This window comes from Bacteroidia bacterium (genome assembly GCA_027493955.1).
Taxonomy (GTDB): domain Bacteria; phylum Bacteroidota; class Ignavibacteria; order SZUA-365; family SZUA-365; genus JAOSJT01.
In genome coordinates, this window is record JAOSJT010000001.1 from 4907283 (window position 1) to 4929032 (window position 21750).

Annotated in this window: 19 protein-coding genes; 10 read left to right on the forward strand and 9 right to left on the reverse strand. The window is 57.7% G+C overall.

Annotated features, from left to right (window positions below; all coding sequences use genetic code 11):
- Positions 1 to 16: 16 nt before the first annotated feature.
- A complete protein-coding gene (locus tag M5R41_18610) occupies positions 17 to 4231 on the reverse strand; it encodes a T9SS type A sorting domain-containing protein (GenBank protein MCZ7558404.1) in 4215 nt (1404 codons plus the stop codon).
- A 1007-nt stretch (positions 4232 to 5238) separates the two neighbouring features.
- On the opposite strand from M5R41_18610, the gene M5R41_18615 reads away from it, so the two are divergent.
- Positions 5239 to 6168, forward strand: a complete 930-nt coding sequence (locus M5R41_18615; protein ID MCZ7558405.1) for a hypothetical protein — start codon at positions 5239 to 5241, stop codon at positions 6166 to 6168.
- A 253-nt stretch (positions 6169 to 6421) separates the two neighbouring features.
- On the opposite strand, the gene M5R41_18620 is transcribed toward M5R41_18615, so the two are convergent.
- Positions 6422 to 7663 carry a DUF1015 family protein gene (locus M5R41_18620; protein MCZ7558406.1) on the reverse strand — a complete coding sequence of 414 codons (1242 nt, stop codon included), beginning with the start codon at positions 7661 to 7663 and terminating at the stop codon, positions 6422 to 6424.
- Between the two features lie 24 nt (positions 7664 to 7687).
- Entirely contained in the window at positions 7688 to 8596 is a 909-nt protein-coding gene (locus tag M5R41_18625; GenBank protein MCZ7558407.1) for a D-2-hydroxyacid dehydrogenase, read from the reverse strand.
- A 235-nt stretch (positions 8597 to 8831) separates the two neighbouring features.
- Here M5R41_18625 and serC point away from each other — a divergent pair, with 235 nt between their 5' ends.
- Positions 8832 to 9917: a 3-phosphoserine/phosphohydroxythreonine transaminase gene (serC, locus tag M5R41_18630; protein ID MCZ7558408.1), complete on the forward strand. Its 1086-nt coding sequence runs from the start codon at positions 8832 to 8834 to the stop codon at positions 9915 to 9917.
- 84 nt (positions 9918 to 10001) lie between these two features.
- Positions 10002 to 10967: a D-glycerate dehydrogenase gene (locus M5R41_18635; GenBank protein ID MCZ7558409.1), complete on the forward strand. Its 966-nt coding sequence runs from the start codon at positions 10002 to 10004 to the stop codon at positions 10965 to 10967.
- A 280-nt stretch (positions 10968 to 11247) separates the two neighbouring features.
- On the opposite strand, the gene M5R41_18640 is transcribed toward M5R41_18635, so the two are convergent.
- The 3 genes from M5R41_18640 to M5R41_18650 all read right to left on the reverse strand — a co-directional run bounded on the left by M5R41_18640 (position 11248) and on the right by M5R41_18650 (position 13544).
- The gene (locus M5R41_18640; GenBank protein ID MCZ7558410.1) at positions 11248 to 11667 is read right to left on the reverse strand and encodes a helix-turn-helix transcriptional regulator; all 420 of its coding nucleotides are present in this window, start codon (positions 11665 to 11667) and stop codon (positions 11248 to 11250) included.
- A 6-nt stretch (positions 11668 to 11673) separates the two neighbouring features.
- Positions 11674 to 11844 carry a type II toxin-antitoxin system HicA family toxin gene (locus M5R41_18645; GenBank protein ID MCZ7558411.1) on the reverse strand — a complete coding sequence of 57 codons (171 nt, stop codon included), beginning with the start codon at positions 11842 to 11844 and terminating at the stop codon, positions 11674 to 11676.
- Positions 11845 to 12065: 221 nt separating this feature from the next.
- Positions 12066 to 13544 carry an aminoacyl-histidine dipeptidase gene (locus M5R41_18650; GenBank protein MCZ7558412.1) on the reverse strand — a complete coding sequence of 493 codons (1479 nt, stop codon included), beginning with the start codon at positions 13542 to 13544 and terminating at the stop codon, positions 12066 to 12068.
- Between the two features lie 532 nt (positions 13545 to 14076).
- On the opposite strand from M5R41_18650, the gene M5R41_18655 reads away from it, so the two are divergent.
- The 3 genes from M5R41_18655 to M5R41_18665 all read left to right on the forward strand — a co-directional run bounded on the left by M5R41_18655 (position 14077) and on the right by M5R41_18665 (position 16016).
- Entirely contained in the window at positions 14077 to 14823 is a 747-nt protein-coding gene (locus M5R41_18655; GenBank protein MCZ7558413.1) for a DUF1573 domain-containing protein, read from the forward strand.
- A gap of 67 nt (positions 14824 to 14890) precedes the next feature.
- A complete protein-coding gene (locus tag M5R41_18660; GenBank protein ID MCZ7558414.1) occupies positions 14891 to 15622 on the forward strand; it encodes a PASTA domain-containing protein in 732 nt (243 codons plus the stop codon).
- A 1-nt stretch (position 15623) separates the two neighbouring features.
- Entirely contained in the window at positions 15624 to 16016 is a 393-nt protein-coding gene (locus M5R41_18665) for a hypothetical protein (GenBank protein MCZ7558415.1), read from the forward strand.
- Here M5R41_18665 and bshB1 read toward each other — a convergent pair.
- From bshB1 to M5R41_18680, 3 genes are all read right to left on the reverse strand, one after another.
- Complete coding sequence (gene bshB1, locus M5R41_18670; protein ID MCZ7558416.1) at positions 16009 to 16737, reverse strand: bacillithiol biosynthesis deacetylase BshB1; 729 nt, start codon at positions 16735 to 16737, stop codon at positions 16009 to 16011. The two genes, M5R41_18665 and bshB1, sit on opposite strands and share 8 nt — an antisense overlap.
- A gap of 17 nt (positions 16738 to 16754) precedes the next feature.
- Positions 16755 to 19685: a hypothetical protein gene (locus M5R41_18675; GenBank protein ID MCZ7558417.1), complete on the reverse strand. Its 2931-nt coding sequence runs from the start codon at positions 19683 to 19685 to the stop codon at positions 16755 to 16757.
- Between the two features lie 319 nt (positions 19686 to 20004).
- Entirely contained in the window at positions 20005 to 20397 is a 393-nt protein-coding gene (locus M5R41_18680) for a hypothetical protein (GenBank protein ID MCZ7558418.1), read from the reverse strand.
- A gap of 394 nt (positions 20398 to 20791) precedes the next feature.
- Between M5R41_18680 and M5R41_18685 the strand changes: the two genes are divergently transcribed.
- The 4 genes from M5R41_18685 to rpmB are packed head-to-tail and all read left to right on the forward strand — an operon-like array spanning position 20792 to position 21721.
- Positions 20792 to 20962, forward strand: a complete 171-nt coding sequence (locus tag M5R41_18685) for a hypothetical protein (protein ID MCZ7558419.1) — start codon at positions 20792 to 20794, stop codon at positions 20960 to 20962.
- A 13-nt stretch (positions 20963 to 20975) separates the two neighbouring features.
- On the forward strand, positions 20976 to 21200 hold the full coding sequence (gene rpmE, locus M5R41_18690) for a 50S ribosomal protein L31 (GenBank protein ID MCZ7558420.1): 225 nt from the start codon (positions 20976 to 20978) through the stop codon (positions 21198 to 21200).
- A 5-nt stretch (positions 21201 to 21205) separates the two neighbouring features.
- Entirely contained in the window at positions 21206 to 21466 is a 261-nt protein-coding gene (gene rpsR / locus M5R41_18695) for a 30S ribosomal protein S18 (protein MCZ7558421.1), read from the forward strand.
- 30 nt (positions 21467 to 21496) lie between these two features.
- Positions 21497 to 21721 carry a 50S ribosomal protein L28 gene (rpmB, locus tag M5R41_18700; protein ID MCZ7558422.1) on the forward strand — a complete coding sequence of 75 codons (225 nt, stop codon included), beginning with the start codon at positions 21497 to 21499 and terminating at the stop codon, positions 21719 to 21721.
- The last annotated feature ends 29 nt before the right edge of the window (positions 21722 to 21750 follow it).

Genomic DNA, 21750 nt, shown 5'->3' on the forward strand with positions numbered 1-21750 from the left:
GCGCTCCATGGCCTGTCTAGTGAGTCAACAACAGTTTTTGCGTCAGTACTTCCGCGCCGAGTATAAGTTTGACAACATACAATCCCGACGTCCACAGCGCGGTGTTGAGCCGGAAGGTATGCGTGCCGCGGGAGCAGTCCCGTATCTCCCGCTCCGTCATGACGGCACCGTGCATGTTGTATACCACGAGGCGGCCGCTTCTGCTGTCGTCAAGTCGTATCGTGACGTAGGTCTCGTTTTTCGCGGGATTCGGATACGGCGGCAGAAGTTGGCAGTCCGTCGGCTTGTCGTACACAAGGGCGCTTTCGGTCAACTTCGGTGCGCGGGCCGAGTTCGCGGCATCGAGACCGGAATACAGGTAGGGGTAGAGTTCCACAAAACGCAGGTACACGGAGTCGCTCGCAAGCTGCGCCCGCAATGAATCCAGCGCCATGACACCCATTCCGTAGCCATATCGCCTGTCCATGGCACAGGTCATCGCCTTCAGCGCATGCGCATGCCGCGCCTGCGCGGAGACGCCGCCGAAGCCGTGGGAGTACAAGGTCCGCAACGCGTCGTCGTAGAGCCCCTCGCCGCGAAACAGATCGGAAAGTATCAGTTTGCAGGACAACTCGTTTCTGTTGTCGAGCACGGTGACCAAACTCTGCAGTTGTCCGCGGCTGTGCCGTCGCGTGAAGCGCACCAGCGCATTGAGCTGATGGGGCTGCGCATTGCTCAACGCATTCGACGAGATCATCGAAGCGAGGGCGTTTCTGGCGCCAACGGAATCGTTCGCGGCAATCCGCACGAGGACCTGCTTTACCAGATCATTCACCGTCGATGCGGTGCTCATGGAACCTGACGAACCTTTTGACAGCTTGTTAATCTGGTGATCTCCCGTGAACGGTACGGGATTGACCATGAGGTTCGGTATCCAATCGACATATCCCGAGGTGAGTGCGTCGGGAAGTATTGCCGGAGGCGCACCCGGATGGATCCAGAAATTTTGCTGCGCGGCTATATACGAATTGGACAGGGCATGAAATCTTTGCGACGAGGGCCACCAGGTTTGGGGACTCCACAGTATCTGGAACATATTGTCGGTGTAGTACCAGGTGCCGCCCGATTCAATGCCCGCGACAATATAGGACTGTTCTTCCGCATGCAATGCCAGATTGTCGCAGATGATCTTGTTCCTCGGTGAAGTAAAATCACCGGGTATCCCGGCGTACACCACCGCGTTTCCGGCAGTATAGATGCCACGGTGTTGATTGAGTAGGCGAAGTCTCTTGAAATAGAGATTTCCGCCCAGTACGTGCACCGCATAATCTTGGCTGAGCAACATATTCCAGGTATTGACGCTGTCGCCATTGAGAATGGTCTCTCCATCGGCTTGGTACAGATACTCCCTGCAGGATGTCGCTATGGTGGATTGCGATACGAGATTGCCGCCCAGGTTATTCAGAGCGATGTCGCATTCCACGAATTCGCAGTTGTCCGTGAGCAGCGCGTCCGACAGCGGACCGACATTCAAACTTCCCTGCACCACCGTGGTGGTGTTGAGTTCGACGTATCCGCCGTTACGCGAGAATACGCCAAGCCATGGCTCGATACAGGGCTGCAGACGCGTACCCGGAGCCGTGCGGAACGTCCCCTCCGCGAATATCCCGCACCCGCTGTTGAAGGAGAGTTCCTGATTGTTCGTCGTGCTCAATGTAGCGCCGCGCCAGACGTACAGATTCGACGGCAAACAGGGATCGAACGTGCTCGTGGTATCGCCCATCGGCTCGAGTTTTAGAAGCGTCGCCTCTCCGCGATCGAGGTACAATCGGAGTCCGTCGGAAATCGATTGCTGATCGGGGTTATCGGAAGCAAGGACGATGTGGACATCCCCGTTTCGTATATCCGTCACCTTATACTGCGTACCGCCCTGGGAGCTGAGTTTGACGCAAACATGGCGCTGCCCCTCCTTGTGCGTACGCAGGTTTACCACGAAGACGAAGGTCGTGTCGCCGACTCCTTTGAACTCCGCGGTTTCAACCAGGGTTGTGTCCTGATGATCCACCCACGTATAGGCCGACGTGCCCATGCGCGACGTCGTGATTCCCGACACGAACTTGCTCTCGCCCCGCTCTCCGCCGCCGCCGGCGGCGTACCAGGATCTGCTCATTTCCCAGGTCATGGGCAGCAAGCGCTCGCCCACGGGCCGCAGGAAATCATTGATCAATTTCCGCGTCGAATCCCACTTGTTCTCGCCATGGACATCGACCGTGTCCGGCCTCTCGCCGCCGGCAAGGAAGCCGATTGAGCCGAACGGATCGTTGAGATTGCATGTGGAATCGGCTTTGTACTCTTCCCAGGTCTGTGGCCACAAGGGACGAAGCGACAAACTGTCACGAGCCGCCTCGGCGGGATCGGTGCCATGCGTATTGAACTGATAGAACATAAGGCCCTTCGCACCATGCGCGAGTCCGAGGTTGCACATCAGTTTAAGCTCGGCCGCGTTTGGTTGCCGAAGAGTATCGTAGTCGAAGTTCGAAATCGAGTGATTGCTGTGATTCTGGACAAAGGGAATCCACGGCGCTGTTATGTTCTGCCTCTTGCGTTCCTTCGCGTACCGCCGATAGTAGTACACATTTTCCCAAATTCGACCTGCTCTCGGCTGAACCCCGGGATGGCCGAAGATGCTCCACGAATAATAATCGTTGGGTTCGGTTTCATGCGCCCAGCGCGGATACTCAATGTCGTACGCGTACGCGTAGTAGCCCGAGGCCATGTCACGGTGTAACTCTACCAATCCGGGCATGTCGGCCGTATCGATGATGCATCCTTTTGCCGAATAGGCCATGCATGTCGTGCCGCCCATTGCATCCTTGGTGTAATTCCGGATCATTGTCTGGAGCAGGCGCGTGTTCCTCCAGTAGCCGGCATAGGGATCCTGTTCCGGCACGGTAATGAGCGAAACACGCGAAAGACGATTACCGTTGTTGTACTGCGTTAAGCGTTGCATGAAATCATCGAGTGTCGCACGGGCGGTGCTGTGTGCCGCGAGGACGTTGCCATCGCCGGGAGCGAATAAACCGTAGGAATGCGGTGAGGTCAAGCACACCGCATCGACATAGAAGGCGTGATCCGTTGTCGCCGCCAGTTCAATGTCAAACTCCTTCACGATATTCCGGTCCGCACGGTGCGGGTGGAGCTCATTCCAATAATCCAACCTGTTGGTAAGAAATGAACCTGTCCTGAGCCACCGGTTGGACAAGGGCCCATCGGTAATGGTAAGCACCGAATCCAGAGCCGGAGGAGTCTTCGCATTATTCGTGTACCTGTCCACCTGTAGCTCGATTCGTCCGATATGCACTTCAAAAGGGTCGGTACGCAGGGCGCCTCCGTCGTAGAAATCGCTGCCTCGGACCACCATTTGCAGTACCTGCGTCGTTATGGCATTGTTGTTGACCGTCGCCGCGCCGTCCGCCCCCGTGACCCGGACGGTCAGTAGCACAGTGTCATCGTCGGGTGGTGGAGCGCCATCGTCTGCTCGCAGGACCACCGACACATGATACAGCCCGGAATTCAATTCCGTATCACTCGGACTCGGCATCGCCGAGTGGAAGGCCGAGAGTTCCCTCTTGCGCTTGAGCGGTACGCCGCTGAAAGAACATGGACCGGAAATCCGCACGCAATTGTCACCACTTCCACCCCTTTCGATGCAGCGGGAGAGGTTTAATCCTGTCATGCTGAGATTGTCGAAGTTATTATACTGCTCGAAGCTATAGTCAATGTCTTCGATTCCCGTCTTCACTTTGAAATCCAAAGTGTCTTCCGGGTGCAGCATGATTCTGTCGCCTTTCCCTTCGTACTCCGTCGTCCAGGTGAAGGCGCAGATATCTATGTTCTTGCTTGCGTCGGACGAGGTCATGGCGACTTCCAGAGTGCGGTTCAGGTTTTCGACGATGGCGTTTCTTCCCGAAGCGACCGTGACGTTTGGATCGTTAAAATGAAATCCACCAAGATTCAATCCAAGCGAATCCATTTGTCGCAACCTCGCCTGCGGCATGATCTCGCAGGGTTTCTCCAGACCATACAGTGAGATGGTTTCCGGATTCCCGGAGCTGTTGATGTACGGTGAGAGGAATTTGATCGCCCCCGGATTTTCGGACCAACTCTGTTGCGAATCTCCGCCTACCCAGAATGCGCCGATATAGAATTTTGAGGGAAATTGCGCGAAGGCGGTGTCGAGCGCGGAGGTCATGAGAAACAGGAGGAAAGAGAGGACAAGAACGGACTTGCCGAATAGCGCAGCGCGCTAACCGGACCAGTCAATCCTTTGTTTGTGTGTGTGTGTGTGTGTGTGTGTGTCAACTATCGTGCCAATATATTGACCCGAAGATTGACACGTACAAGGTACTGTATCCATATTCATCACCTGTAGAGACATGAAATAAAACCGTTTGTCAGTTCGGCTTCAACTCCGTCGTATTCGTGCCGGTCCCCGTGGCACGAAGCGTCGAACGGAGGTACTTCATCATGTCATTCGTCGTATCGAGGGTGTATAGGCGAATGGTACGGTATGGGCCGTACTCCGGTTGCTGTCGCGTGCGCTTCGCGGAGCGCAATTCTCGTCGCGTAGTCTTTGAGTGTTGGCACCTCCTGTTCCATCGTGTCTAAACCGTCACATTGCTCATACGATCAGGTCTCTCAGCAACGCGGGATGCGGTCCTCGTCTCCAGCACGTCGTGTATCCGGTCGTTCGTAGGCGGCGAGGCTGCGGGCCTGAGCACCCGGGGTTTCCTCGCGGTTTCCGTTACGTTGCTCCTCCGGATCGATTCAGCCCGCTAAACGTTTGGGTTTGCTTGCGTGTAGCAATAATTGTCATCCGGATGTAAAACTCGGAAACATATTCTCGGGTAACTTACACATTGCAACTCTCAATGTCAAGGAACATAATATATCGTAGGAGTTTACGCTGTATATGTATTGCATCCGGATTCGCCGATAGGCGAGAGGGAAGAGGAGAGAGCACGTCCGTACAAGCCGGGCGTACGAGCAGTGCATACTACCCGCTGCTCGTTTCTTATTCCAGATTGCGTTTTTCGCACATACGTGCTCTAAGCTCTCCGCTCTATGCTCTCCCCCTCCTACGCCACGACGGATCATCGATATGTGCTGAATCTGTGCAATGGCTTCGGGCGGCGGGCGCTCGCTGCTTCTTCCGCCGTACTGGACATTCAGGCAGGCAGGTTGTAATTTGGGAGTACCATGTCGATTCTGAAGAACACACGGCGCTATCACATTTTGATCGGATCATTTCTGGTCGCGGCTTCGCTGTGGTTTTCCGTGACGATGGGAAATTTCTATCGCGCGCAGATCGAGGTCCCTCTGGCGGTCGTGAACATGCCGCGTGACGTTGCGCTTGCCCGTCCCCTGCCCGCGACCATCAGCGTGCTGGTGGAGGCGAGCGGCTGGCAGTTGCTTTTTCTGAATGCGGGCAAACCGATCACATTCGAGATCCCCGGAGAGGCGTTACGCCGAGGCGTGATACTCACCAACCGGGTCCTCGCGGAAATGATGAAAATGCCGGCGGGTATTCAGGCCATACGGGCGTATCCGGATACGCTGTTTGTTTCCGTTGACAGGTTCACCGAGAAAAAAGTGCCGCTGCGGGCAACGGCGATCAGCATGAGTTTTAAAGAGGGCTTCGGTCTGGTGCGGACTATCGATGTGCAGCCGGATTCCGTGGTGCTAAAGGGCGCCGAGAGTGTATTGGACGGCATAGATTCCTGGCCGCTCGAGGCACGTTCGTATCCGGACCTCGCCATGCCCGTCGCCGAAGAAGTACCGCTGCTCGATTCGCTGCGGGGTGTGCTGCGTTTCTCTGTGGACCGGGCTACGGTGTACATTCCAACCGAGCAGCTCGCGGAAATGCTGTTCGAGGATATTCCCATCGTCATACGTGAGAAACCGGAACATGGCGAGGTGCTGCTCGCGCAAAAATCCATTTCCATTCTCGTGCGCGGCGGCGTCAATGTGCTCGCCAATCTTTCGCAGGACGACTTCCGTGTGCAGGTCGATTTCGAGGACCTCGTGGCCGACACCAGCGGTAGCTTCATACCCACCATCATTCTCCCCGCCGGGTTGCAGCTGCTGAAAATCGAGCCGGCCGAGGTGCGGTATACGTTGAGGAGGTAAATCGGTGAATTGGTAAAGAGTAAAGAGTAAAGAGTAAAGAGTGAAGAGTGAAGAGTAAAGAGTAAGGAGTAAGGAGTAAGGAGAAAAAGGGAATCGGGAATCGTTAATCGTGAATAGGTCCGCCTGGGGATTTGCTGCTGCGGCGGACTGGATGTGAGTGTTCTGAATATATTTCAGTTATCTTTTTCTGCCCGATAACGACAAAGGCCCCGCTGTGACGGGGCCTTTTACATGATCGGGGGATGGTTCTGAATCAGTCGAGGAAATGCACGAAGAGGCCGTCGCGCAGTTTCGGCTCGAACCAGGTGGATTTGGGCGGCATGATCTCGCCGGCGTCGGCGATGGCCATGAGTTCGGTGATGGACGTGGGATGCATGCTGAAGGCCAGCACCATCTCGCCCGAGTGTACGCGGCGCTCAAGCTCGCCCAGCCCGCGGATGCCGCCCACGAAATCGATGCGCTTGTCGGTGCGGGGATCGGCAATGCCAAGTATGGGGCTCAGCACCTGATGCTGCAGTATTGCGACGTCGAGACGGGCCACGGGATCGGGATTGTCCAGCAGTGCGGCACCGGCCCGCATGCTGTACCATTCACCGTCGATGTACAAGCCAAACTCGCCTTTCTGCGCGGGACGGACCTGCGCGTCCGCTTTTGTCAATGTGAAATGCTCACCGAGCTTCGCGAAAAACTCCTCCTTGCTCAGTCCGTTGAGATCCTTCACCACGCGGTTGTAATCCATGATGCGAAGCTGACCGGCGGGGAAGTACACGGCGAGGAAGAAGTTGTACTCTTCGTCGCCCTTGTGCTCGGGATTGGCGGCGGCGCGCTCGCGACCAACGATGGCGGCTGCGGCGGAACGGTGGTGTCCGTCGGCCACATACAGCGAAGGAATGGCTGCGAACAACTCCTGGAGACGTTGCACTGTCGGCTGGTCCGCGATCACCCAGGTCTGGTGGCGGATGCCGTCGGGAGCGACATGATCGGTAACGGGAGGAGCGGCTTTCACGTTGTCAACAATGGCGTCGATGCCGGCATTGTCGGGATAGGTCAGGAATATGGGTCCGCTATGCGCGTTGGTGATGCGCACGTGATTGCAGCGGTCTTCTTCCTTGTCTTTGCGCGTGTGCTCGTGCTTTTTGATCGTGTCATTCCAGTACTCCTCTACAGCCGCGCAGCCGACGAGTCCGTACTGCGTGTGCTCGCCCATGGTCTGTGCATAGAGGTATACGCAGGGCTGTTCATCCTGAAAAAGAACGCCGTCGTTGATGAGTTTCCAGAGATTTGTCTTGCCCTGTTCGTACACCACCGCGTCGTGAATGTCGATGGAGGGATCGAGATCCACTTCGGGTTTGCCGACGTGCAGAAAGGAGAGGGGATGCCCTTTCACTTCCTCGCGCGCTTCGTCGGAATTGAGCACGTCATAGGGTTTTGCGGCCACTTCGGCCGCGAATTCGGGTTTGGGTCTGTAAGCGCGGAAAGGACGAAAGGTTGCCATGTCGGTTTGAATTCTCCTTTCGGCTCAGGCGTTGAACGCGTCAATGACACGCTGCGCGATTTCGGCGCCGACGCGGTCCTGTCCTTCGACGGTGGAGGCACCGATATGCGGCGTGACGGACACATTGGGATGGTTGATCAGCGCGGTCTGCGCTTCGGTGACGGGCTCGTTGACGAATACGTCGATGCCGGCCGCGCGTACCTTGCCGCTGTTGAGCGCGTCGAGCAGGGCCGCTTCGTCCACCACGCCGCCGCGGGCGCAGTTCACGATCACGACGCCGTTCTTCATTTTATCGAGCTCGGCGGCGCCGATGGCGGGTCCGGCCTGCTTGTCGAGCGGTATGTGCAGACTGATAAAATCGGCCTGACCGATCAGAGCTTCTTTGTCGACGAGCGCGACGTTCAAGTCGGTAGAAGTGATGAACGGATCATGCGCGATGACGTTCATGCCGAGGCCGAGGGCGCGCTTTGCGGTTTCGCGGCCGATATTGCCGAGACCGAAGAGGCCGAGCGTTTTGCCGGTGAGTTCGATACCTTTGCTGAATTCCTTCTTCGGCCACTCGCCCTTGCGCATGACCACGTTGCTCTGCGCGATAAAACGGCAGCAGGCGAACATATGCGCGATGGCCAGCTCGGCGACGGAGACGGACGAGGCGCCGGGGGTGTTCAGGACGGCGATGCCTTTGCTCTTCGCATAGGCGACGTCGATGTTGTCGAGTCCCACGCCGCCGCGGCCGATGACTTTCAGATTCGTGCCGGCGTCGATGACGGCGGCAGGGACCTTCGAAGCGGAGCGCACGAGCAGCGCGTCATACGCGGGAATCTGCTGAAGGAGTTCTTCGGGAGTAAGTTTTTGCTCGACGACGTCATGGCCGGCGTTGCGGAGCATGGCAGCTCCGTCAGGGGAGATGCCGTCGGTGATGAGGATTTTCATAACGACTCCGGTAACTGATGAAAGAATACTGCGCGCGCGACACGAGCCCTGCCGGATGCCTCCCGGCAGGGCTCGTTCCCATTTGATATACAAAGGTATTAAAAAGCGGCGGCAGGGGCAAGCGCCGGATCAGACAACCGTATGGCGATATCGGAAATTCTCCGTAAGTTTCGGGACAGGGCTGTGTCAGCGGCCCTTGTCAAGATCGTATCGCATCATTACACAGGAGTGACTCATGGCTACGCGCGCACACAATTTCTTCGCCGGTCCCGCTGTACTTCCCCTGCCCGTCGTGGAGGCTGCCCGGGATGCGGCATTCGATTTTGCCGGGCTCGGCATGTCGATTATGGAGATCAGCCACCGGTCCAAGGAATTTGACGCAGTGATTCAGGATGCCCAGCGGGACATGCTGGAGCTCATGGGACTGTCGGCGGATGAGTATTCGGTTCTGTTCGTGGGCGGAGGCGCGAGCACGCAGTTCGCTATGCTGCCGATGAACTTCCTCCACACGCGCGCCGAGTACATCAATACCGGCGAATGGGCCACAAAGGCGATCAAGGAAGCGAAACTCTTCGGCGAAGTTTCCGTCGTCGCGTCGTCGGAAGCGGAAAATTTCAATCATATCCCGAAGAATGTGCAATTCTCCGGCACGGCGGATTACGTGCATTACACGTCGAACAACACGATTTACGGCACGGAATACAAGCACATCCCCGACACGGGTAATGTGCCCCTTGTGTGCGACATGTCGTCCGATATTCTGGGCCGCGCCATGGATTTCTCGAAATTCAGTCTCATCTACGCCGGCGCGCAGAAGAATCTCGGTCCCGCAGGTGTGGTGGTTGTGGTCGTGAAAAGGGCCTGGGTCGAGGAAAAAGCCAAGGACGGCATCCCCACCATGCTCAAGTACAAGATTCATGTCAGCAAGGAATCGCTGTACAACACGCCGCCGGTATTTCCGATTTTCGTCGTCGGTCAGACGCTGAAATGGATCAAGGGTCTCGGCGGTCTCGAAGCGGTGCAGGAAATGAATGAGAAGAAAGCCGCCCTGCTGTACAATCTCTTCGATGCGTATCCCGAGTTCTACAAGGGTACGGTCGTGCATCCTGAGGACCGTTCGCTCATGAACGTCACCTTCCGCCTCCCGAGCGAGGAACTGGAAGAGAAATTCATCGGCGAAGCCAAGAAGCTGCGCATGTTCGGCCTCAAGGGCCATCGCTCCGTCGGCGGCTGCCGCGCGTCCATTTACAACGCCTGCCCGACCGAGAGCGTCGAAGCCCTGGCGAAGTTCATGGAAGACTTCATGGCGGCGAACAAGTAACAGTATTCAGTTTTCAGGCGGAGACGCGGAGCTGCTCGCATTGCTTCACGTCTCCGCCTTATTTTTAGCAGGATCAGCAACGAGATGACCATGAAACCCCGCGTGTTTGTCACCAGAACCATTCCTGAAGCCGGCCTGTCGCTGCTACGCGACGCGGCGGAGGTCACCGTGTTTGAGCATGACCGTCAGATCGAAAAGGATGAGTTGATGCGATTACTGCCTGAGTATGACGGCTTGCTCTGTTTGCTCAGCGATCCCATCGATGCGGATGTGATCGCGGCCGGCGGCAAACTCCGCTGCGTCAGCACCTACGCTGTGGGCTACAACAACATCGACGTCGCGGCAGCCAAGGAGCGGGGCATAGCGGTCACCAACACGCCGGGCGTGCTTACCGAAGCCACGGCGGATATTGCCTTCGCCCTGATGATAGCATGCGCCAGGCGCATCGTCGAAAGCGATGCCTGGCTGCGCGAGGGTCGCTTCACCGGATGGGAGCCGATGCTATTCCTCGGCCACGATCTCGGCGGCCGAACCCTCGGCATTATCGGCGCGGGACGCATCGGCCAGGCGCTGGCGCGCAAGGCGGTGGGGGCGTATCACATGAATGTGCTCTATCACAACCGCTCCCGCAACGAGAATTTCGAATCACAACTCGGCGCACGCTTCACGGCTCTCGATACGCTGCTCACCGAGTCCGACGTCATCTCCATTCACGTGCCGCTCACGGCCGAAACCCGGCACATGATTTCCGCGCGCGCGCTGTCGCTCATGCAGCCGCATGCCATACTCATCAACACCGCACGCGGTCCCGTCATTGACGAAGCCGCGTTGATCGACGCATTACGCGAGCGGCGCATTTTCGCCGCCGGACTGGACGTGTATGAAGAGGAGCCAGTGATACCGGATGAACTTATCCGACTCCCAAACACCGTGCTTCTGCCCCATATCGGCAGCGCCTCCATCGCCACCCGCGACCGCATGGCCGTCATGGCCGCGCAGAATCTCATTGACGAACTACAGGGCAGGGGGGCGGAGCATCGGGTGTGCTGATTGACGATAGAATGCCCGCCGAAGCATCGTGGGAGTTTGGTACGACCGTTGGTGGTAAAGGGCGAAGGCGGGACGGCTTACGACTTACGAATTGAGGAGGATTGATAGGCCCCGTCTTTGCCGATGGTTTCCCTATAGTGACGGAGCGGCTTGGTGTGGTTTTGATCAACGCTACGACGATGAAGAGGATTCCATTGATCTCGATATGCAGCGGCGCAACCCGATGCGCTTTCTTCTCTCCAGCTTCGACAATCTCCTCAAATTTGGGGAGGTGGGGGTGCTACGGTACGCGGTTCAGGGATATGGTGAAATCCTCACCAACGGCGACTGCCGATAGCAATTTCCCCAACGTTTCGATAGTGGGGACGGTTTTTCCCTGTTCGTATCGCGCGTAGGCATTGGGTGATTTCGAACCCATTCTTTCAGCTACTTCCTGCAGGGACAAGCCATACTTTTGCCGCATCCGCTTAAGCATGAAGGCTACGAATGTCGCAAGATCGTTCGACCCAATCTCGAAATACTCCTTTTGCCCGGGATGAACCGAAACCGAGAATCCTTCCCGGTCAACGAGGGATTCGACGGCGTCTTTTACCATGTTGAATGCATCTCTTTTCGTACGTCCCTGGGTCGTAATTCCCAGCATCGGCACTTCGATAGCCCAAAAATTCTTCACCTTGAACACACGACCGCTGAATCTCATAACGCTTTATCCTTTCGCTTCCTTCAAAATTGCTTTTGCGGTATACTCATTGATTTCCCGGTGGCGGGGAATTGCGATTTCGCGTTGCCCATTGCTCCACACATCATGTCTTCTTCCGTTCCTCAACAAGGTCCAACCGAGATGCCGTAACTCCGCTTCAAGGTCTTGTCGTTTCATACCCGAATATTACACCGATATGTGTAAAGAAGCAAGCAGACGAACATTGAAACCCATTCGCCTGAGAGCTGCAAGGTGCACTCACGGGGAGTTGGGTTTTCTGAGGAGAATCGTTAATCGGGAATCGTTAATCGGTCCGCCTGGGCGGAGAGAATCGTACATCGTATATAAAAAATCCCCGCGCGTGAGTGCGCGGGGATTGGAGAAAGATGTTGCAGATATTACGCGACCGGTGCTGCGCTTTTGGCGACGTTCTCGAGGGTGCGGGTCACGAGCTGCCAGAACTTCGCCGTGGTGGGGATGTTGAGGCATTCGTCGGGGCTGTGCGCGCCCATGATGGTGGGTCCGAAGGAAATCATATCCATGGCAGGATACACTTCGCCGATGAGTCCGCATTCGAGCCCGGCGTGAATGGCCTTGATTTCGGGATCGGTGCCGAAGAGCTCCTTGTGGCTCTGGCGCACGAATTTCAGGGCCTTCGATTCCATGTTGGGCTGCCAGCCGGGATAGCCGTCGCCCTGCACGATGTCGAAATCGGCCAGTCTGAACACCGAGGCGACGGAGGTCACGATGTCGAATTTTTCGGACTCGACGGAACTGCGCTGGCTGGTGCCGATGGTGATGGAGGCGTCATCCATGACAAGCGTGGCGAGGTTGGTGGAGGTTTCCACAAGGCCCGGGATGTCGGCGCTCATTTTCTGCACGCCATGCGGCAGCGCGAACAGCACGTCGAGCAGACGCTCGAACTGTGCGCGGTCTATGACACTGCCGTTGCCGTCAACGGTTTTCATGGTCACGGCGAGGTCCGGTTCGACGGTGCGGATTTCCTTGAGGAAGGTGCTCGTGAACTGCGCGGCCAAGGCGAGCGCTTCCTCTACGGCGTCGGCAGGCACATAAACGATACATTCCGCTTCGCGCGGGATAGCGTTGCGCTTGCTGCCGCCGGAAATGGTGGAAAGCTGCATCGTGGGAAACAGCGCCGCGAGAGACGCGAGTACGCGCGTGAGGAATTTGATGGCGTTCCCGCGTCCGGTATGAATATCGAGGCCGGAGTGTCCGCCCTTGAGACCGCTGATCATGATTTCCACAGCCGTATGCGCGGCGGGAGCGGCCCCGCTGTTGAAGCGCAGTATGCCCGCCGTGTCCATGCCGCCGGAGCAGCCGACGTACAGCGCGCCGTCTTCTTCGGAGTCGAGGTTGAGCATCATGCTCGCGTTCAGGAAGCCGGGTTTCAGGCCCTTGGCGCCGGTGAGGCCGGTTTCCTCGTCCACGGTGAAAAGGAATTCCATGGGGGGATGGATAAGGTCCGTCGCTTCGAGCACAGCGAGGCCCGCAGCGACACCGATGCCGTTGTCCGCGCCGAGCGTGGTTCCTTTGGCGCGCACCCAGTCGCCGTCCACATAGGCGTGTATGGGATCGTTGTCGAAATCGTGCTCGGTGCCCTTGTTCTTTTCGCAGACCATGTCCACATGGCCCTGAATGAGCGTGACCGGAGCGTTTTCGTAGCCCGGCGTGGCCGGCTTGCGCACAACGAGGTTTCCGGTGTCGTCCTGCTCGTAGGTATAACCGAGGTCGGCGATGAGCTGCTTGAGGTACGCGAGGATTTTCTCTTCTTTTTTCGAAGGTCGCGGGACGGTGGTCAGACCGTGAAAGTGTTTCCAGAGAATGGTGGGTTCGAGTTCGGGCAAGGTAGTCGACACGTGGGATCTCCTGTATGGTTTGCGAATAACAACGCGGCACAATCATATAGTATAAGAAAAATTGAGCGAGGGGGAAAGGTCGAAACGCCGTGCCCGAATCCGTATCGGGATGCTGTGCTCTGACGTACATCTAATCGTATGCCGGTATTGTATCATTGTAGCTTCAGCATCGGTGCGCGGATGACACGGATGCTCGCGGATGACCTTTTGCCGGGTATCAATGCGACAATCATGCGTGTTGCTGCCCCGGCATTGCTCTCCTCGCATATCCGTGCCGATCCGTGCAATCCGTGTACGTATTCTGCCGTGAACGCTGTGCGTCGAATACCTGCGCTGCTGACGCGGATGCGCGCAGATCCTCAGGGATGGGCAACGGAGCCAAAGTCGAACGACGCCGACCGATCGTATCCCGGGGCCTTTGCAATGCGGCAGGACTATTGCGCAAATCGAGATAGCGCGCGCCGGGTTGCCCATTTACCGGATTTTCCCAACATTACAATGATTTGCTGTCATTAATCCAACGTGGACGTGTATGAAACGCAGCTCGAATCTTATTCTCCTTGCCATCCTTTTACTCGGTACCTCCTGCGAAGCGCAGAAACCGGCGGGTGACGTACTCGACATCGAGGGCGGTTCCACGAAGCATTTCGGAACCGTGACGCATAAGGACAGACTGGAGCACAATTTCGTTCTTCGCAACAAAGGCGCGGATACCATTCGCATCACCGATGTGAAGGCCGCCTGCGGCTGTACCGCGGTGATGGTGTCGGGCAGCACCGTAGCCCCCGGGGGAAGCGCCACTGTATCCGTGCAGTTCACTCCCCCGCGCACCACCAATGGTCATGTGAGCAAGAGCGTGTCCGTCTATGCAGAGGGTGCGGGGCGGCCTGTGTACGTGCTGCGCATCGAAGCAGACGTTCTCTCCGCGTTCGAGGCCGAGCCGGCTCTGGTGGATGTGGGCAGCTCCGCAATTGGAAAAGCCGTCACGGCAACGTTCCGGTTGAAGAATCGTTCCGATCAAACCCAGAGTATTATGGCGGTGCAAAGCGCACTGGCCATCGAGTATCGCGGTCTGGATGGAGACGGACCGCCGGAGGTACGGCCGCTGGACGGTGTGACCATCGAACCGAAGGAATTCGAACTCGCAGCCGGAGCTTCGCGGGACATCACCGTACGCTTTACGCCATCCTTCGGCGGGAAGGTTATGGGGAGTGCGGTATTTTATGCTGCGGATGAGACACGGCAGGTGGAATTCACCGGCCTGGTGAAAAGGAAATAATACAACGTGTGGCGGACTGCGTCGTGTCGCTCCGGCGGCAAGAGTGCGGCGCGCCAGGACAACGGACATGTCACTGAAAGAACGACTCACCTCACAACTCGCGATCAAGCTGTACATCATCGGATCCAGCGTGTTCATCGTGCTGTTCATGTTCGATGCCTGGCTCATGCCGGCGCTCGTGCATTCACGCTCCGAAATCTCCATCCCCGATGTGCGCGGCAAGCGCGCGGACGAGGCGGTGCGTATGCTCGAGGAGGCGTCACTCACTCCTATCATTGTCGACACCCTGCCGCATCCGAAAATCGAGGTTGATCATGTCGTGTACATGAACCCCGTGGCCGGAAACGTGGTGCGCGAGGGCAGGAATGTGTTTCTGACCGTGAGCGGCGGCGAGGAAAGGATAAAGATGCCCGACCTCATGGGCCGGTCGTTGCGCGACGCGCGCATCGCCCTGGAACGCCTCGAGCTTCGGATAGGAATGATTTCATACGAAGCATCCGACATGCCGCCCGAAACCGTCGTGCGGCAAAGTACTCCAGCCGGCCGTCCCATACGGAAGAATACCATTATCGAGATCACCGTGAGCGGAGGAGAGAATGTCGAAATCGAGGTCCCGTACATCATAGGACTCAGTCTCGACGACGCGCAGCGCAAGCTGTTGGACAACGGTTTGCGTCCCGGCGCGATCCAATACAAACAGAGCAAGTCGCTGCTGCCCAATACCGTGATCGGGCAGAACCCCGACGCCGGAGCCATGGCCCCGCCGAACGCGCTGGTGGACATCACCGTGGTGCATTGACATGACCATTCATGACATGATGCAGCAGGTGGCGCTGCTCTCCTCCGGCGTCTATCACCGGGAGAAAAACATCAGCCGCATTGACATTCGCACCCCGGGAAACAGAACGCAGGTGTTGTACGGACATGTGCAGCGCATCGGCAGGGAGAATGTCGGTGTGCTTTACACCAGGGTGGGGACGCTGGCCGATGATATCGACCCCGTGGAGTTGCTTTCGATGAATGCGTCATTGCGCCATACGCGCATCGCAGTACTGGAGCGGCACGACATCATTCTCATCGCGATGTTCGACCTGGTGCGCACCTCCATCAACGAATGCGCTCCCATGCTCCAGGAACTCGCCGCCGTGGCCGACGATCTCGAGCAGCAGTGGTTCAAGCTGGATCTTAGCTGAGCAGCCACTCGGCCTCGAAGCGCCGCGGCTGCAGCGGCAGGAAGCCCTCGCCGTATTGCCCCCCGACAAGAAAACCGAGACGCTGCGAACGGCCGAGCAAACCGTGCAGGAATTCCGGCGTACTGATGTAGGTCTGCGTCCCGTCGTCGCCCGCGCCTGTAAAAAACTGCGTGGCGTAGGCGCGTATGGCCGCGAGCTTGCGCTCCTGCGCGGCACTCACATCCACGATGATGGTGGGCTCGAAATCACGTGTGAGCATGTAGTAGTATGCGGCGGGGGGACGCCAGGCGGTCTGCTCGTTTCCTTCAACGTCCTGTGTCCGCAATTTCACCAGTCCTGAAAGAAACAGCGCGTCCTTGACCAGCGCGGAAGCGTGCACGTGGTCGGGATGCCGGTCTTCGGGATAGGGCAGAAAGACAGTCCGGGGCCGCAGCGTGCGCAGAACGCGAATGATTTCAATGCGCTGCTCTTCGGTATTGGCGATTGCGCCATCGGGTAAGCGGAGATTGACGCGGGCGTCGAGTTGCAGAAGACGGGTGGCCTCCGCGGTTTCGGCGGCGCGGCTCTCCAGCGTGCCGCGTGTGCTCAACTCGCCGAGCGTGAGATCCGCGATGGCGGTGCGGAAACCCTTGTCCTTGAGCAGCAGCAGGGTGCCGGAGCAGTAGAGCTCCGCATCGTCCGGGTGCGGGGAAAAGGCGAGAACGTCCACGGTGCCTGTCATGGTGATGCTCCTTGATATCAGCGTTGTTCAGGCAGTTTTTCCAGCCGCTGTTCGACGTCGGTCAGCATGGGATCCATCGGCGTGGCGACGCGCAGATAGCCCTCATAGCTCTCGCGCGCAAAATCGTAGCGTCCCTGCTCGGAATAAAACAGTCCTTGCAGGTACAAGGCCTTGGCGGGATAGTAGGCCTTCTCCTTTGCCTGATCCAAAACGCGAACGGCTTCCCACACGCGCTGCTGGCTGAAATGGAAGGACGCCATGTTGCAGTAGAACTCCTCGTTCGAAGGATCGAGCGTGATGGCGTTTTCATACAGGAGCAATGCATCGTTTGTCGCGCCCTCTTGTGCGCGTATGGTCGCCTGATTGTCGCGATACCCCGCGTGCAGCGGATCGAGCTTCTTGAGACCGTCAATACTGAGGGCCGCCGCCTCACGGTCGCCCGTCTGAAACGCGGAGATCATGAGCAGGCGAAGCAGATAGGTGTTGAGAGGCACCAGGGCCATGGCGGAGTTCAGCAACTGCAGCGCATTAGGATACTGCTTTTCACCGACAAAGCCCGCTGCCTGCCGGAGAAAAATACTCGCAAGGGCGGCACGGGCTTCGGTGTTACGTGGTGAATCACGCAGGATCCCGGACAGTAATTTGGCCGCTTCCTGATCATTCCCCTGAAGAGAGAGTACGCGCGCGTCGAAAATGCCGGTACGTTCGTTGAACACCTTCTCCGTCAGGACGCGCAGCGAGTCCGGTACGTCGGCGCCCATCGCTGCGGGTGCGGAACGGCGGGTGAAAAGCGAGCGGGTTTCTGTCCAGGTCTTCGCGGGATCGCTGTCGGCTAAACGTACGGGCAGGGGGGTGAACAAGCTTGGCGTGTCCGCGCCGGAGGCGAAAGCGCGGAGCGTGGCGTCGTCCATGCTCCATGCCGCTGCGAGGTCGGACCAGCCGGCTACCTCGATCTGACGGAAATGGAACATGATTTCCGGCGAGGCGAGCAGCGTTGCGAGACGTTGCACGGACGGAACTGCGGATGCTGGTTTTTTCCTGAATGCGAGAATTCCGGCCATGGCGTTTTCGGGATCGGGTCCGCTGATCCACAACGCGATATGCGGGAAGGCCTCACCCACCGCGGAGGCGATGGCGCGCAGACCGTCCACGCCGACCCGGGACAGCGGCAGCCACTGCGCGAAGACGCCGTCCTCCGACAGGCGCCCGGCGATACGCCGCATGGTCGCGGGCGTGAGAGCTTCATTCACGGAACCGGGAATCGCGAACGGTTCCGCCGAGATGATAACGTCGAAGGTCTGATCGGAGCGGCGAACGTAGCTCTCGATGCGCTCGGCATGAAAGGTGATGTTTTTCAGCCAGGGACGCGGCCGCTTGTCGCGTTTGGTCTCGCGCGCTATGGCGATCGTCGGTCCGAAGGGTTCGACACAGTCCACCCGCTGCGGAGCATGCATCAACACACCTTGCAGAGGGATGGTGGAAGCGAGTCCCAGCATGAGCACACGCGGCTTTTCCGGTGCCAGAAGCATCGGAATGTGTCCCATGCGGTACAGGGCGCTGTGCACCAGGCGCGAGGACTGCGTGAGCGATTCCGTCGAGCGCCAGAGCAAGGCGTGGAAAGGGTCGTCATAGTCGCGGGACTGCAGCAGCGTGAGTGTACCGGCAAAGGTCGGTCGTTCGGCGGTGACTCTGAACTGCGAAGGATTCAGGAAGCTGTAGAAACCGAGGGTTGGCTGCAGAATCGCGGTGGCAAGAGCGGCGGCCGTGACGCCGGCGGATACCCAAGTTGCACTGACAGGTACAAAACCGCGTGCAAGTTGCCAGGCGGCGAAGAGCGCAAGCAGCACACCCATGCCGCGGACCGTTTCCTGCCAGCGCAGCACATCCGGAATGAATGCATACACGACCAAACCCACGAGCACCGCCGCCGCATTGATCAGCACGGGGAGTGCTTTCCCGTCACTGTCCGCCGGAGCGGGATGCATGGATGCGATGGCTGCCGCCACGAGCAGAACGGGGATGTGCAGGAAAAAGAGAGGGAAAAGCACGCTCCAAAGTGAGGAATCGAGGCCTTCGTAATAGGCCATATACATGGAGGCGAAGCCCCCATCTGCGAAGGACCACGACGCCAGGAGCAGCACCGCCGCCGCCGCGGAGGGGAGCAGGCCATCCATGGCGCTGTCGTTGCGCAGCGGCAGGCGCTTCCCGAGCAACAGGCCCAGGCCGGCGGCAAGAAAGAGAAAGCCGAGATGCAGCGCGACCGCATTAGGGGAGATGAACGGCATTTCCGCATACGTGCGCAGCAGTACGCTTATGGCGAAGGTGCCCGCGGCAATCAATACCGGAAGAGTAAATACGGATATATCGGGCAAACGCCGGGTGCGGGCGCGCTTCCCTTTCGCGGCTGCGCTTCGCACAGGTTCCGCGGCATCGTCGGCCGCAGTTTTCCATTCAAGAAAAAAGAAGGGGAGCGTCTGCAAAAGCCAGAGCAGCGGCAGAGGCAGGAAATCCGTCGCCAGCAGCTGCACAACAAAGCCCACAGCGGCTCCGATGAATATCTGCGCGGCGGGCGGACGCCGCTGCAATCTCAAGGCCACGGAATCCACTGTTACGCCTGTGAACAGGGCGTACAGCAACAAGAGCGGGAGCAGAGAGAACAGATCATAGCTTCCGCCTATGAAGGCGAAGGCGCTCGTGGCATCATATTTCAACCAGAACAGGACCGGCAACAACAACGCGGCGGCTGGCGGAATCCATCGTGTGCGCGAAGTATTTGCGATACGCAGAAGCAATGGGCGGCCGAGAAGGAGAAATACGGCGAAAGGGAGCAGGGCCAGTAGCAGCGGCAGGGTTCCCCACGGATAGGCCGGGAACATATAGCTGTGTACGGCCAGCCACATCCCGGCTGCGCTTCCCGCCGCCGCACCCGCGATCATATATCGATTCATGCACACTCCCGGACGTTGTGGAAACGAAAGCATCGATACGGAAAATACACAACGCTTGGGAGAAGTACACGAGAGCCGAGGTGGGTGGAGTGCAGGTTGGATACCCACGGTGGGTACGCAAATCTTACGGACGGATCGATGCGCGGATTGCGCGGATTGCTACGGATTATCGCGGAGGACAGGTTATGAGGGATACTCTCGGACTATTATCGGATCGAGCCCGAGGAAAAGGCCATCAGTGAGAATCCGCGTCCGTCCGTGGCATCAGCGACTCGTGCGGCGGGGCAGGTGCACGGATCGCACGGATCAAGGATGAGGTTCAGTAGGGGCCGCTGCCTTGCGTGTCCCGGTCCTCATAGGAGCAATGTCCGCGTTCGACGTGACCTTTGTACGCGAGCTCCATGGTCTCGAGGTAGTGTTGCTCCAGGGAGTGGCAGAGTTCGGGAGGCTTGAGCCAGCTGCCGTCGGGTGCCAGGCAATACTGTACGTCGAGCGGAATTTCCTGCTTGAGATAGAGGCCGAAGAGCTGTACTTCGTCGGGATGGACGTCGTTTTCGTCCAGGTATTGGATCAGGCCGCAGATCGTATCGGCGAAATAATCGTTGTGCACTGTGTCGTCGCCCTCGATGGCCGGCATGCGCGCGACGTAGGTATAGGGGATTCCGGGATCGTACTTGGATTTCGGACCGAACAAGGTGCTTCTGATGCTCATGGCGTTCTCCGCGAAAAATATACCGCCAATATCGTGATCACGCGGTCTTGTTCCAATATGCGAATACGATTCACGGGTGCGCGAGCGGGACGGTGCGCGTATTGGTGTAGAACTTGTGCAGAGATGACGCGGATCGGCGCGGATAATCGCGAAGGAACAGGGGTAAGGGGCGTTCCCCGGATGATTGCAGGCACAGAACTTGAAGAATCCACCCGCGATAATCCGTATTGATACGTTCTCTGCGCACGAAGGCGCTATTGACGTCGACGCAAGAATCCGCTCCCATTTCTTGTTGAATTTTTTATACAGGCTTGACACGAAAGTGATTCTTTCGTACATTTCTTTCTGCTTTGACCAAAGCGAAAAAAGTCCAGAAGCGCTCAGGAGAATAGAAGTGGCCAAACAACAATCATTTGCGGACAAGAGCAAGAACAAATCGCGGTCCGAATTCACATTTGTCAAGTGCATCGTGTCGCAGTACGACAAGAACACCGAGTCGTGGAAGTTCCGTGAGAAGATGGTGAAGGTAAAGGCCATCGCCGAGCTCCAGGACATGACCTTTTAACAGGCGAATGACGATGAAAGAAAATCTGCATCCCCGATACCAGAATTGTGCCGTGTCCTGCAGTTGCGGGGCCACATTCAACACCCGTTCGACGAGGCCGACGATCAAGGTAGAAATCTGCTCCGAGTGTCACCCGTTCTTTACGGGCAAGCAGAAAATCATTGATTCCGCGGGTCGCGTCGAGAAGTTCAATCGCCGCTACGCCAAGTTCAACGAAGCACAGAAGAAGGAGTCATAAGAACCATGAGGCCTGTACAGAGAAGGCCGCGCCGTCGCTCGTCGAACGTCGCGAAGCGCCGTCCGGATCCGTTCCGCGGTAAAGACGCCGTATACGTTGATTTCAAGGAACACAAATTTCTCGAGCGTTTCACCAACGATCAGGGAAAAATTCTTCCCCGCCGTCTGACCGGTCTGAGCGCGAAGAATCAGCGCCGCATCACCGAAGCCATCAAGCGCGCGCGCTTCATGGCCTATCTTCCCTACGTCGGCGAAGGTCTGAAATAAGAGAACGATTTAGAGAAGGATACCATAGCCATGTCACGCAAATGTCAGATAACGGGTAAGGGACCGCTGGTCGGGAACAACGTCTCGCACGCGCACAACCGCACGAAGCGTCGTCAGCTTCCCAACCTGCAGAAGAAGCGCATTTACGTTCCCGAGCTCAAGCGCTTCATCACCGTCCGCGTTTCCGCGCGCGCGATCAAGACCATCAACAAGAACGGCGCCATGGTCACCCTGCAGAAGGCCGGGTTGCTGTAAGCGAACGCTCCTGTTCTGTTTAAAAAGGC